The sequence below is a fragment of the Paenibacillus sp. LC231 genome (assembly GCF_001860525.1).
In the GTDB taxonomy this organism is placed as follows: Bacteria; Bacillota; Bacilli; order Paenibacillales; family Paenibacillaceae; genus Paenibacillus_AQ.
The window spans coordinates 32,525-47,023 of the sequence record NZ_JFOM01000014.1; the positions used below are offsets into that span (position 1 = coordinate 32,525).

Sequence of the window (14,499 nt, forward strand, 5' to 3'; positions counted from 1 at the left end):
ATCTAGCCCCATTCCTCTCATTATGCTAGAATATTGTCGTATCTACAAGAAAAGGAGCTAATTACGTTGTCGAATCCAGTATACGGTAAAAAAGCCGCCACGTCGAGAAAAGGTGAGACGAGATCGGTTTTGTTTTGGGTGTTAATATCAGGAATAATTCTGTTTCTAGCATGGACGCCATTCCAAACGGCTCTATTTAACGGACAAATGTTAGTATTTGAGAAACCGATTTTCTGGGCAGCTATCTTGGCTTGTCTACTACTATTTCTCTGGATTGCTCATTCTTATAAAAGCATCCAATTAAAAGATCAAAAAGATTGGCTGGCCGTGGGTGTACTTTTACTCCCCCTAACTTACATACTCTCACTCATTAGCGCCGCCTCCCATGTTCTTGCCATGAATATGGTCATCATCAATTGTATCTACGCCATAATGTTTATCATCGGATTATATGTGTTACGCGAGAATTTGGGGAATCGAATGATTCAAATCACGATTATGACGGTTTCTTATCTGATCGTGGGATTCGGCTTACTCAACTGGTTTGGCCAAGGCAAGACAGCGGGCGCCATTGCGAAATGGTTTTCCAATACCGTTTTAAACGGCACGTATACCCACGCCGTCATGACTGACTCTAACGGTCTGCGTCTGACTTCGGTGTTCCAGTACGCGAATACTTATGCCGCTTTTCTCATGGCATTCCTTTTCGCGGCAGTCTTTTTCGTTACGACATCTCGAAAATGGCACAGTCAAGCCTTTCATAGCTTCATGCTGGTACCCATCATCGTATCGCTGCTCTTGACTTTGTCTCGGGGCGGTCTGGTGATGTTACCTGTTGTGTTTGTTTTGTTACTACTATTCCTGAAGCCAGCTAAACAGCTATTGTGGATCCTGTACTGCGGTATTGCAGGCGTGACTTCACTGATCATTTCCAAACCGGTAACAGAGCTGGGGTTAAAGTTAAATGAGGCCTTTAGCAGCAGTGATGCCCTTAAGGGCTGGGGAATTTTGCTTGGTGCGTCCGCTATTGTAGGACTGCTTGGATGGGTTATACAAAGTTTTATTGCTCCCAAACTTGAACGGTCTTTAGACAATTGGTCGGTTAAAAAAACCTCCAACTTATGGATTCCACTAGGTTCCGTCGCAATTGGAGGCTTGCTGATTTTCCTATTCATCGGTACCGGATTGAAAAATATACTACCGCAAAACATCAGCGTCCGACTCGAAAATATTAACTTTAATCAGCATAGTGTTCTGGAACGCTTTACATTCTATAAAGACGCCATGAAGGTTCTGGCTGACTACCCGATCATCGGAGCCGGAGGCGGAGCATGGGCTTCACTCTATGAGCAATATCAAAACAACCCATATACAAGCCGTCAAGCGCATAACTTCTTTTTGCAGTACTTGATCGAAGTCGGAATTGTCGGGTTTGTGATATTCATGTCGTTTATTCTGTATATTTTCTATAAGTATGTCCGCGGTTATATCAAAGGCAACGAGGAAGAGCGCAACGGTCATTTTCTTTATTTCATTATCGTTCTATCGATATTGATCCATAGTATTCTGGACTTTAACATGAGTTATGTATTCATGGGAATCCTAGTATTTCTGGGACTTGGCGGAATGGCAGCTGTAATGGATAATAAATCAGTGAAGAAATGGAGCCTCAAAGATTCAACTGCCAGAAGTGTATTTAGTGCAATCGTCGGACTTTGCGGTATTCTTGTCATGATTACATCTATCCGGTATGTACAAGCTGCCGACTCTGGAATGGAAGCAGGCAGAATCGTTCAGGTCAGCTCTTCATTTGAGGAAATTAAGGCTCCCCTTGATAAAGACCTGAGCATACGCCCGAGCCATCCCGATTCGGTACTGTTAACCGCATCACTCTATCAGACTATATATAAGCAAAATCAAGATGAGAATTTTTATAGCGCATCTGTTGATCTACTAAATAAAGCGTTAGAAGCTGAACCATATAACAAATCTATGCTTAGTCGATTAATTGAAAGTTACGAAATGAAACAGCAACCGGAGCAAGCTTATGAAGTATTTATCAATAATGCCTATAAATTTAAATGGGACATTAGCTGGTCCGAACAGATTATCAATAAGGGTTATGATCTAGGGATGAAGGCACTTGGAGCTGGAGACGCAGCAAGGAAAGACAAGTACTTCAAGCAAGCAACCGAAGCATTTGCCAAGGTTCAGACAGGTATTCAGCATTTGGCTACATTACCGGAAGGACAATTGCAAGGGCGCTCATATGAAAACACACCAGACATGATCCTCCATGCCGGCAAAATGTACTACATGATGAATCAACCAGAGCAAGCATCAGAAACTCTTAAGCTTGGCATACAAGAAGATCTCTCACAGACAACCCAGCAGGAGATTGTACGTTGGTATCTGGCAGCATTACAAAAACAAAACTTGAGTGATGATGCCCTTATGGGGAAACTATCCCAAGTTGATCCGAATGCGAAGGAAAGTGTTCAGCAGCTTGCTAATCTTCAATTCTAATTAAAAAGGGGGCAGTTGTGGTAGAAATTCTCTACCCAACTGCCCCTCTTTCTAATGTGTCAAATTTGCTTCTACCGAACTTTCGTCAAAACCCCACTTAAATATGCAATCAAATCCTCTCTCAAATCTTCCCGCTGCAATGCATAATGAATGCTGGTTTCAATAAATCCCAACTTCTCGCCGACATCATGGCGCATCCCGTCAAAATGATATGCATAGATCGGGCTGCGATCAGCCAAGGCTGAAAGCGCATCTGTCAGTTGAATTTCCCCGTTCTTTCCAACCTCCTGATTCTCTAGCAGGTCGAAGATTTCCGGCGGCAAAATATAGCGGCCCATGATGGCCAGGTTAGAAGGCGCCTCGGCATGGGACGGCTTCTCTACTAACCTTGACGTTTCATAGATTCGTTCTGATTTCTGAAGTCCATCTACGATCCCGTAACGGTCCACTTCGTCCCAGGATACCGGCTGAACGCCTACAATGGCAGATTGGTAGGTATCGTAGACTTTCATCATCTGTTTTAGGCAAGGGACTTCCGACTCCACGATATCGTCGCCTAGCAGCACGGCAAACGGCTCGTCCCCAATGAACTTGCGTGCGCACCAAATGGCATGTCCCAGCCCCTTAGGCTCCTTTTGACGGATATAATGGATATCTGCCATGTTGGACGGCTTGCGTACTTCTTCGAGGAGATACCATTTCCCTTTTTCAGCTAGGTTATGTTCCAGCTCAAATGAAGAATCAAAGTGATCCTCAATCGCCCTCTTCCCCTTACCCGTCACAATGATAATGTCCTCAATGCCGGAAGCGACCGCTTCTTCGATGATGTATTGTATGGTCGGCTTGTCCACAATGGGTAGCATTTCTTTGGGCATCGCTTTCGTGGCTGGCAGGAACCGTGTACCAAGTCCAGCGGCAGGTATGATCGCTTTACGAATGTTCATCCTATCTTCTCCATTCCCGTAAGTCTCAACATATTGATGACATTGTACCATGAGTCCGGCCAACCCATCGATTAAAATCGGTTTTTGTCAGAGGCAGGGAGTTCATTGTCCTTGCTTTAGCCGCTTAGGCGGTGTTACCTTTTTCTTCACCTTATCGGTTTTGATGTGGCATTTTCAAGGTGGGGCCGATAACTGGAAATGACGCCTCCCAGTTTTATCCATGGAAATAGCCAAGACTCCTCCGATATACTAGTACGAAACTTCGATGGACCAAAAAGCCAAAGGAGATGGTTGCTGATGAAAGAGAGAGACGACTATTTCGATAACCTCAAATTCATATTGATCCTGTTGGTGGTCGTGGGGCATCTCATCGAGCCGTTTAACGGCGAAGCAGCGATGGGAGCGATCTATCAGTTCATTTACTCGTTTCACATGCCGCTGTTTGTTTTTGCGGCCGGTTATTTTGCCAAATGCATTCAATCCCCCAAACAATACGTCGGCCTGCTGTCGGGGCTGGTCGTGCCGTATTTCATATTCGAGACGCTCTTTACCCTGTTCAACTATTACATGCAAGGCTTGGATCGGCTCGATTTCACGTACTTTTACCCCAATTGGATCCTGTGGTTCCTGTTCAGTATGATGCTGTGGAAAATGCTTCTGCCGTACCTGCTGATGCTCAAATACCCGCTCATCGTCTGTTTCGCGATGTCCATCCTGCTCGGGTACTCGATCGATGTCGACTATTACGCGAGCATTTCGCGTACGCTGTACTTCCTGCCTTTTTTTCTTATCGGCTATGTTTTCAAAAGGGAATGGCTGGATGCCATCAAGGCCCGGTCCTTCCAGCTACTATCGATCATCCTGCTGGCCGCCGGATTTGTCTTGCTGTTCGTCATATCGCCGATCCTGCCAACTAACTGGTTCTACGGAGCGATGCCTTACTTGGAGTTTGGCTTGGACTCGTGGTATGCGGGCTTCTACCGTATGATCACCTACGCCTTCACCGTCATCATGGGACTGTGCGTGCTCTCCCTTATTCCGAGGTCAGATACGCCCTTCACGGACCGTGGGGTTAATACCATGTACGTCTTTTTGCTTCACGGGTTCATCGTCAAAACGATGCAGCATTTGAGCTGGTTCGAAGCGTTCCGGTCCGCGGGAGGCAAGCTGCTGCTGATTCTGATCGGAGCCCTCTTGACCTGGCTGCTATCCTCGTCCTGGATCAAACGCGGCTTCGGTTGGATCGTCGAGCCGAACGTCGGGTTTCTATTCCATTATCGATCCAAGCACCGGCATGAACGCGCTGAAACGAATCGTTCCGAAGCAAAAAGGAGTGATGCCTAACTTGGCGTCACTCCTTTTATTCATATTAACTAGGGTCCTTTCCAACTTCATATTTAAGACTAGTGACATTCACTCAATTCAACTGATAAAATATTTTATAATTATCGATTATCATGGAAGGATATACCTTATTTTATGAATAGAATAAACTCATTAGATGGCTTAAGAGGTCTTGCTGCAATGGGGGTCGCTTTTTTTTGGCATTATCAGCATTTCACTCCTGAAACCTTTCCTTTTAGCCGTAAAGCCTACTGGTTCTATCAATACGGTTATAGTTTAGTTGATCTTTTCTTCATTTTATCGGGGTTCATTTTTTGTTACGTTTATAAAGCTAGACTAACAAGCAAATCACTTGGGCTTAAAGAGTATAGTGTTCTCAGATTCAGCAGATTATATCCGCTGCACCTACTTACATTATTATTAGTTGCCTTAGTTCAATCAATAAGACAGTATTACATCGGAGATTATTTCGTCTATCAACACAATGATACATATCATTTCATATTAAATTTACTCTTTATTCAAAATGGTTGGTTCGATCACAATTTTTCATTTAATGCTCCAACATGGTCACTTTCTGTTGAGATTATTGCTTATTTCATATTTTTTTCAATTATTTATTTCCTTGGAAGAAAAAAATACTACTTAGTGCTGTACATAGCCTTTGTAATTTTAGGAATAGTAATAAAGCTCACTGGCTTTAATACTTTTTTACTTAATCAAGAAACGAGTCGGGTATTTATGGTTTTTTTCGTAGGTTGCTTAGTATATGAATTATATAACTATGTAAGAAAAATAAAGAACAAACATGTATTTATTGCTATTTATTGTGCTATATTCTTATTTCTCTCAGTATGCGCAATAACATTTGGTCATGTCGTATTACGAGACTGGCAATTAGTATATACACTTATAATTTTCCCACTTGGAATATTAATAATTCTCGAGATAAAAATATTTAACCGAGTCTTATCAGTGAAGCCTCTTACATATCTTGGGGATATATCCCTTTCAATCTATTTGCTCCATTACCCAATGCAACTCGGTTTAATAACACTGAAAGATATTTATTTTTTTGATATAAACTTCTCCTCAAGACTAACTTTTGTTACTTTCAGCATTTCAGTCATTTTTGTTTCGATTCTATCCCACGAATTTTTCGAGAAGCCATCTCAAAAGTATTTACGAAATACTCTACTGAACAGAAATAAAGTGCGGGACAAGAGAATCCAGTACAGTAAAAGCTGAAACTGTATTTGGAGCTTTTATCCTGCGAAGAATTCTAGAAATAATAAATAGAGTACGCCCCATTTTATTGCTAAGGCGTACTCTTCGATAATAATTTATTCGAGGCAAGTCAACTGGGATGTTATCCTTGCCCTTACTTCACCAACTGCCCCCGCGTAACGCCAAGCTGGTTGGTTGCCTTCAGCTTCTTCCACACCTGGGTGCCGCTGATCTCGCCGCGCAAGGCCCGGTTGTAGAGATCGATAACCTCATGGACTTGCTCCGGCGTTTCTTCGAGGAACTCCACGCGGTAGCTGGATACACCCAGCTCCATGAAGTTGGCCAGGTACTCGGCGCCGGATTGCTCGATGGCATTGTACACGGTGTTACGGCAGCCTTCATCAACCCGTACCGGATGGGACATGCCGATCCGGTCCTGCAGGGACACGCGGCTCTCTTCACACGGACGACCGCAGTTCGTGAAGTCCGTTCCTTCGCTGAGGAACGTACAATACACGCAGTGCTCGGTATGGAACATCGGCAGATGCTGATGGATGACGATCTCCAGCTTGGACGTGTCCGCCTTCCCAAGAAGATCCACCATCTGCTGGATGTTCAGGTCATAGGAAGGCGTGACGGTGTCGCATCCGGCTTCGACGAACAGGTCAACCGCCTTGTGGTTGGCAATGTTCAGGGAGAAGTCGCCGATCAGCCGGGGATGCTTCGCCCCCGGGTTCTCCATCCGGTGGCGCAGGTAGAAATACAGCGCACCGGTGTTGCGCACCAGCACGGCGTCCGGCTGGAGGCGCAGGATGTTGTTGTGGTAGCCGTTCTCGCCCGGCATGTGAATGCGCGGCGTTGCCAGCGCAATCTGCTTGCCGGCTGCACGCACGGCTTCCACCGCTGCCGGGAACTGCTTGATGAACTCGAAGTCGGCGTAGATCATCTCGACGCCGGCCGCAAGCGCAGCCTCGACCTGCGGGAGGCTGCGGCACAGCGCGGTGAGCTTCGCCTCACCGCGAGCCACGGGCGCTGCGGGCGCAGCCGCATCGCCATACACCGACACCGCCCGTTTCACGTACACGGGCGGCTTTGGCCGCTCGCCAGCGAGCAGCTCCACCGCACGGCGGCGGATGCTGTTGAGCTCGCGAATCGGCACGATGACGTCGCCGTACAGGTCGACGTCGAGTGCCTCAAGCTGGAACACCGTTCCGCCCAGGCGGCCAAGCTGCTCCTCCAGGATTTCCTGGCTGAGCGGCCGCTTCTGGGCAATCTCCAGTTCCAGCTCCGAATCCACCTGGACCGTCGTGCCCTTCTGCACATCGGTCCACCAGGTCGACAGCGGCTGTCCGGGACGGCCGCTGACACGGACATGTACCGGGAATACCCGGTACGGCTTCTCCGTCTCGTACGTCTGACGGAGTCGCTTATCCAGCGCCGGATCGTTCGTCTTCCAGATCCGGTCGCCCACATGCAGCTTGCGCAGGTCCACGTCGCTTCGGCCGGGAACGATATCAACGATCCAGCCTTCCTGCGCTTCGCCCTCCAGCTTGACGCCTTTGCGGCGCACGTCGTAAACGCGTCCGCCTTCTTCTTTTTTCGTTGGGTCGCCAGCATCGAATACGATACCGTCCCCGCGCTTCAGCGGCGCGTCCAGCTTGCAGACTACACCGTCACGCAGAATCTGTTCCACCCGGCCGAGATACACGCCGCGGCTTTTCGGGAAAGTACCCTCGACGAGCTTTTTATTGTTCGTTCCATCCAGGAAGCCATGGGTGAAGCCGCGGGAGAAGCTCTGCTGCAGCTCGCGAACCTCTTCCTTGCTCGGTCTCGCATCTTCGCCGTCAAAATACCGGTCGATCGCCTTCCGGTACTTGCTCACGACGTTAGCCACGTATTCCGGACTCTTCAAACGGCCCTCAATCTTGAACGAGGTCACGCCCGCTTCAATCAGCTCCGGCATCAAATCGATCGCGGCTAGATCCTTCGGAGATAGCAAGTAAGCGACGTCACCCATCGGCTTCTGCTCGCCATCCACGATCAGATCGTACGGCAGACGACAGGCCTGCGCACACTCCCCGCGGTTGGCGGAACGACCGCCCCACATTTCGGAAGTCAGGCATTGGCCCGAGTATGACACGCACAATGCACCATGCACGAATACTTCCATTGGAAGCTTCGCCTGCTCCCCGATCTTCTGGATTTGCTTCAGATTGTTCTCGCGTCCCAGTACGACACGTTCCATATTGAACGGCTTCGTGAACTCAACGGCCTCCGGCGACGTAATCGTCATTTGCGTAGAACCATGGATCGGGAAATCCGGGGAAATCTCGCGAATCATTTTTACCAGACCCAAATCCTGCACGATCACCGCGTCCACGCCGGCATCCACGCACGCATCGATCAGCTCCTTGGCATCCTCCAGCTCGTTCTCAAACACCAGAATATTGAAGGTCAGGAACCCCATAACCCCATAACTGTGCAAGAAGGCCATAATCTCAGACAGCTCGTCCATCCGGAAATTGTTCGCCCGTGCGCGTGCATTAAATTTCTCGACCCCAAAAAAGATCGCGTCCGCCCCATTCGCCACCGCGGCCCGCATGCAATCCCAATCCCCTGCGGGTGCCAGCAGCTCCACGTCTTCTCTTCGTAGTGCTTTCGTGTCCATCTATATCCTCCCAGGCCGGTTCAAGCCGGCGTGCTGTGTACTACTATTCTTTCATTGAAACCTGCAAGCCATACTCTATTTTCATAGAACAGGGCATCCGACATCTATATCAATTGAGTTTGTAAATACTTCGAAAGCTTTTCAACTTATCTAGTTTACCAAAAGTCCGGCTTCTCTTCTACCTGCTAACTTGATTTCCACACTTTTGATAGTGTTGCCATAATCCGCATAGCACACTCGGTTTCGCTTGCCTGCGGTTCATTGTCTAGTTCGGTGGGGGAGCGGATGCTAAAACTCCCTGTGATGATCTAATGCCCTCTTATATCTTCATAGCCATAACACTTTAAAAGAAAAATAAACAAGCCCTCCATCGGAAGGCTTGCCTCACATCATCCGCAGCGACTGCTGCTGGCAGATGATCATCAGCGCGGGGCTAGTGTTGTTATCTCTTTCTCTTGCATATGGGGATTACTTCCCCTCTCCTTTATCGGGGAGCTGGGATACTGCATGTTAATCTCCGTATCCTTTAGTCAGAACCTCCTTAACATCTCAGAGGTCGACAGCCATCCAAGTATGCCGCGAAGCACGTACCGTGCGCACGATGTACAAAACTTTGGAACGGAATCGCCCCAACCGTCAACTGGTTCCAGGATTTCTTCACCATAGGTTTGCCAGTGCACGACCTGCCCCCAAGTTTTCCAGTACATCGTCCTGCTCCACGCCCTACTTTTACTCCGCACCCTCCAGCACAAAATCCATGCTCGCCAACCGCTTGCCGTTCACAACAATGTGAAGACGGTGATCACCCGAATAGAAACGACGCGTGGAGATCGGTTTAAACGACTGCTTCTTCTCTACCTTCCAGCTTCCGGGCGCATAGATCTTGTCCGAGCATTTATAGCGCTTCGGCGCAAGCTTGCCGCTCGCCTTCATATAATCGATCTCATAATCGATGCGGAGCGCCATCGGATGGCCGGTTTCGTTGACCACCTGAAAAGCGAACTCCAGATCATCCCCCATCGCGATCACGGAACGTTTGATCCGCAGCTCGCGCACCTCAAGTCCCTCCAGCTCTTCAAGCTCCTCATACCCGAAAATGGCCAGTGCCCGGATATCACCCCTCCGAAGGAGCGAACGCAGCGCATGCCGTACGATCCAATCCGTTAACGGATGTTTGCCATACCATTTGGCGGCGATCTCAAGCACAAGCTCCGGATGATCCTTGGAGATATCGTTCAAGTGATTGGCAACACTTTTTCTAACATATAAGGAAGGATCCTCTTTCAACTGTTCCAGGATCGGCAGCGCCGGACGCGGATCCTTAATCAGGGCCGGCAGCTGCGGTGCCCAAGGCAGGCGTGGTCTGCAGCCTTCACTCGCCAACCGGCGCAGATGCTCGTCATCGGACTGTGCCCATGTCATCATCTGAGCCAGCATCCGTTCCTGATCCTGGATGATAAAAGGCCGAACCGCAAACTCCGCCGTGGAAGAATGCGTGAATACCGCCAAAGCCTCCATAGAGGTCTCCAGATCCTCCATCCCGTTCACCTCGACATAGTCAGGGAAGAACACATATTCCACGCCTCTAAAATGCGGGGCTACCTGTTTTAGAATCTGAACAGCTTCCGGGTAAGAAGCAGGCAGCGTGTCCGTTAAGGCCAGCGTAATATGCCGGATGCGCTGCTTGAACTCCTCCTGTCCCCAGGCTTCATTATGAATCAGCTCCATGAACCGGTTCGAATCGAATGCCGGATAAACCTCCTTCAACCGGTCGGTCACTTGCTGGAACAACGTATTTGAATATAGATCCTTCAGCGTTTCTCTCATATAAGATCTCCCTAAAAAATAATTTTTACGATATTGTATCCACGTCTTACGGAATCCTTGAAAGCCCTTTATTTATGCGATAACCCGGCGGTTCCAACCCATCTCCAAATGAGCCGTCAACCGCTCCAACCCCATTCCCCGCCTCTTCCCAATCCAAAACATGTGGTGTAGGATGAAGTTGCACGCCTTTCGCTTTAGCGCGGCAGTCTGGTTCATTCCAGTTTGCCAAATTAGTGGGGCGTTTTGCTTTATCCGTATCCGGCCTCCCGCTGCTGGGATGTCACAATGTATACATGAACAACTTTCTTATCTCTAAAGAAAAACGTCTATCGACGTACTTTCACAGATAACAGACCGCATGTAGAGGAAGTTTTCCTTTCGAGATAAGCGCAGCGCCTTCTCCAAGATCCGACGGTAAACCGACGGATTCTCCTGCAGGAACTCCTGCAGCTTCTCGGCGAACAAGGGCTCAAGTCTCGAAGTTTATACTTTTGCTATCTCTAAAAATGTAATACATACATCATTACCCCATTTAAAAGACAGGAGGCGAAGCTCGAAGGATTACAACAAATCGCACATCAGGAGATGAAGAAGACATGGAAAGCTGGAAAAAGAATTTATGGATACTATGGTTCGGCTCATTTATCGTTTCATCAAGCTTCTCGATGGTCATACCATTTCTCCCACTTTTTCTGATTGAGCTCGGCGTTACCAAGAATACGGAAATGTGGTCGGGACTGCTGTTCAGTTCCGCTTTTTTTGCGGGCGCCTTGTCCTCTCCCTTCTGGGGAGCCGTCGGGGATAAATACGGACGCAAACCGATGATTATCCGCGCGGGGCTGGTGCTCTTTGTCATCTATATTCTGATGGCATTCGTCACGAATGAGTATCAGGTGCTGATTCTCCGCCTGCTGCAAGGCCTTCTCTCCGGCTTTATCCCGGGTGCAATCGCCATTGTAGGCACCAATACCCCCGAGAAAAAGGTCGGCTACGCACTCTCCATGATGTCCACAGCAACCGCAACCGGCGGCATTATGGGCCCAATGATCGGAGGCACCCTGGCCTCCCTGTTCAGCAACCGAATGGCATTCGGATTGGCAGGGATGCTGTGCTTCGCAGCCACGCTGCTTGTCATATTCTGGGTCAAGGAAGAGAAATTCGTACCCAGCAAAGAGCGCGTCTCCGTCATAAACACGTTTAAGGTCGCCGGACATAACAAGGCGCTGATGACCGTGCTTATGCTTACGGTGCTGACGCAGTTCTCCGTCATGACGATCGAGCCCGTACTGCCGCTGTATATCGCTCAAATCGGCGGCTCTTCATCACATACCTCGATGATTGCCGGCTTTGTGTTCTCCATCGTCGGGATCGCCAGCATCCTGTTTGCGGCCCGCTGGGGACGCTTATCCGACAAAATCGGATTTCAAAAGGTGCTGCTGATCGGTCTGCTCGCCGGCGGAATCGGATCGCTCGCCCAAATCCTGTTCAGCAACATTTGGGCATTCTCGGCCATTCGCTTTGCTTACGGCGCCTTCTTCTGTGCCGTATTCCCGGCACTCAACGGCCTAGTTGTCAAACATACGCCAAGCGAATTCCGCGGGCGTGCGTTCAGCCTCAACCAGACAGCCAACCAAATTGGCGGTATGGCCGGGCCTCTCGCAGGCGGCATGATCAGCGGCATCTTTAACATCCATTCGGTATTCTTGATGACCGGTGTGTTAATGCTGATTACGACCGCCATTACCTATTGGACAATGCGGCCAACGCGACAGCAGCCTGTTGAAAAAGGCACGCTCTCTTCATAAAATCTCTTTACGATGCGCACGCATGATGTATTCAATCACGCGTGCGTATTTCATTACGGATTTAAATCGAATCATCGTGGGGCTTATATAGTCCAACATCTTTAACTCATTGCCTGCACACCTATTCTCCTCCGCCACTTTAGACATGCATATGACGGTCCGCTTCATCCCACGGCACCGCATATCCGCTTCCCTTGGCGCAAAATATCGAAGAGGAGCTGTATTCCGGGTCCGCATTTTTATCGTATCCTTTACGTTCAATGACCTCGGCCTCGTTATGGCACCGGCCATATCCGCCGTAAACCAGGGATATCGCACCTCTTCCCTTCGTGTAGGCGGCTAATTCCATGCTGTAATTCATCATAGTCGATACGGGAGCTGATCCTGTGACCGTCACCTTGTTTCCCGCCGTTTCCGGCGGCTCGAAGCTTGCTTTCGCCTGGGTCAGATCTGACATCAACCGTCCGATATACTCGGCATCCACCTTTACCTTGAAGTGATAGTAAGGCTCCAGGAGCATATTGACTGCCTTCTCCAGGCCTTGGCGTAACGCACGGTAGGTGGCTTCCCTGAAATCCCCGCCATGCGTATGCTTGTTGTGCGCCCGCCCTTTCAGCAGGGTAATCTTGATGTCCGTAACGGGAGAGCCTGTAAGCAGTCCGTGATGATCCCTCTCGCCGACATGCTGGGCGACCAGATGCTGATAATTGACCGGGAGCACATCGGGATGACAAGCATTGGCGAACACGATGCCGCTGTTCCGCTCTCCAGGCTCCAGCCGGAGGTGCACCTCCGCATAATGCTTCAACGGTTCAAAATGACCACAGCCTACGACGGCTTCCATTATGGTCTCTTTATATAGAATCTCCGGTTCACCGAAGGTGATCCGGTAACCGAACCGCTCGAGCACGATGCGTTCCAGCACTTCAAGCTGAATGATCCCCATCACATGGATATGGATCGCCTGAGCATGCTCATCCCACTGCACAGACAGGGAAGGATCCTCCGCATCCAGCAGACGGAATTCGCGCAGCATATCCTTGGGATGAATCGAGGAGTCGAATTGCACCTTCGACTTCAGTGTCGGTACAAGCTCATATACCGTCCGGCCACCACCCAGAGTCCCAAGCCCATCCCCTGCCGCAGCTGAAGAAATACCCGTAACGACAAACAGATCACCCGCATGCACCTGATCGACATTCGTCACGCGGCCCCCATTGATCAAACGGATATGCGTCACCTTCTCCGTGATCGTCTCCGTTCCGATGAAATAAGTCATTTCGTCGCGCACCCGCAGCGTTCCGCCCGTGGCTTTGATATAGGTCAATCTTGCGCCCTGTTCATCATGACGAATCTTATATACCCTTCCGGCAAAATCAACCCCGGGATCATAGTCCGTAACCGTCAGCAGATCCAGCTGATGCAAGAAATGGGACACGCCCACGTTTTGCAGAGCTGATCCGCTGAAGCAGGGGAATAGCTGCCCTTTTCGTATCATCGTCGTCATCGTATCCAGCCACCGTGAAACCTCATATACTTGTTCCATATACAGCTCCAGCAGCTTCTCGTCCCGCTCCGCGATAGCCTCAATGACCGAGGACTGCATCACGCCTTCGTGCAGCATATCCTCCTCTGTGATCATACAGACGTCTTCGGTAAGCTCACTCCGAATCTCTGCAAACACACGCGCCACATCCGCGCCTTCCCGGTCGATTTTATTAATAAACAAGAACGTAGGGACGCCATGCTTGCGCAATAACTGCCATACCGTCTCCGTATGCCCTTCGACACCTTCCACGGCACTTATGACGACGACGGCGGCGTCCATGACTTGAATCGCCCGCTCCATCTCCGGCGAGAAATCGACGTGACCCGGCGTATCGATTAAATAATAAGTGGACCCGTTAAAATCCATGGTGGCCTGATCGGCAAATACGGTGATGCCCCGTTCCTTTTCAATGTCATGTCGATCAAGAAAAGCACTCTGATGATCCACGCGGCCGCGCTCCTGAATCGTATCGGTCATATATAACAACTGCTCCGCCAACGTGGTTTTGCCTGCATCCACATGGGCGAACATGCCTATCGTTTTTTTCATCCGCTTATTCCCTCTTCTGTAAGCCGGTTTAATTACATATCCATTGCTCTCACAGATTTA

8 protein-coding genes are annotated in these 14,499 nt (G+C 49.2%); 4 read left to right on the top strand and 4 right to left on the bottom strand.

Features of this window, described 5'->3' with window-relative positions:
• Positions 1-66: 66 nt before the first annotated feature.
• Positions 67-2,526: a Wzy polymerase domain-containing protein gene (locus AK95_RS09575; protein WP_071219750.1), complete on the top strand. Its 2,460-nt coding sequence runs from the start codon at positions 67-69 to the stop codon at positions 2,524-2,526.
• Between the two features lie 71 nt (positions 2,527-2,597).
• Here AK95_RS09575 and galU read toward each other — a convergent pair whose 3' ends face one another.
• A complete protein-coding gene (gene galU / locus AK95_RS09580) occupies positions 2,598-3,470 on the bottom strand; it encodes a UTP--glucose-1-phosphate uridylyltransferase GalU (protein ID WP_071219751.1) in 873 nt (290 codons plus the stop codon).
• Positions 3,471-3,767: 297 nt separating this feature from the next.
• On the opposite strand from galU, the gene AK95_RS09585 reads away from it, so the two are divergent.
• Positions 3,768-4,814 (top strand): acyltransferase family protein, encoded by a 1,047-nt coding sequence (locus AK95_RS09585; protein WP_071219752.1) that lies wholly within the window; start codon positions 3,768-3,770, stop codon positions 4,812-4,814.
• A 135-nt stretch (positions 4,815-4,949) separates the two neighbouring features.
• Positions 4,950-6,062 carry an acyltransferase family protein gene (locus tag AK95_RS35305; RefSeq protein ID WP_074961822.1) on the top strand — a complete coding sequence of 371 codons (1,113 nt, stop codon included), beginning with the start codon at positions 4,950-4,952 and terminating at the stop codon, positions 6,060-6,062.
• Positions 6,063-6,195: 133 nt separating this feature from the next.
• Here the strand turns inward: AK95_RS35305 and AK95_RS09595 are convergent, their stop codons facing one another.
• Together AK95_RS09595 and AK95_RS09600 are read right to left on the bottom strand one after the other, a co-directional pair.
• A complete protein-coding gene (locus AK95_RS09595; RefSeq protein WP_071219754.1) occupies positions 6,196-8,709 on the bottom strand; it encodes a U32 family peptidase in 2,514 nt (837 codons plus the stop codon).
• Between the two features lie 729 nt (positions 8,710-9,438).
• Positions 9,439-10,536: a DNA alkylation repair protein gene (locus AK95_RS09600; RefSeq protein WP_071219755.1), complete on the bottom strand. Its 1,098-nt coding sequence runs from the start codon at positions 10,534-10,536 to the stop codon at positions 9,439-9,441.
• A 596-nt stretch (positions 10,537-11,132) separates the two neighbouring features.
• Here AK95_RS09600 and AK95_RS09605 point away from each other — a divergent pair.
• On the top strand, positions 11,133-12,341 hold the full coding sequence (locus AK95_RS09605; protein ID WP_071219756.1) for an MFS transporter: 1,209 nt from the start codon (positions 11,133-11,135) through the stop codon (positions 12,339-12,341).
• A 139-nt stretch (positions 12,342-12,480) separates the two neighbouring features.
• Here the strand turns inward: AK95_RS09605 and AK95_RS09610 are convergent, their stop codons facing one another.
• Positions 12,481-14,439 carry a GTP-binding protein gene (locus AK95_RS09610; protein ID WP_071219757.1) on the bottom strand — a complete coding sequence of 653 codons (1,959 nt, stop codon included), beginning with the start codon at positions 14,437-14,439 and terminating at the stop codon, positions 12,481-12,483.
• Between the last annotated feature and the right edge of the window lie 60 nt (positions 14,440-14,499).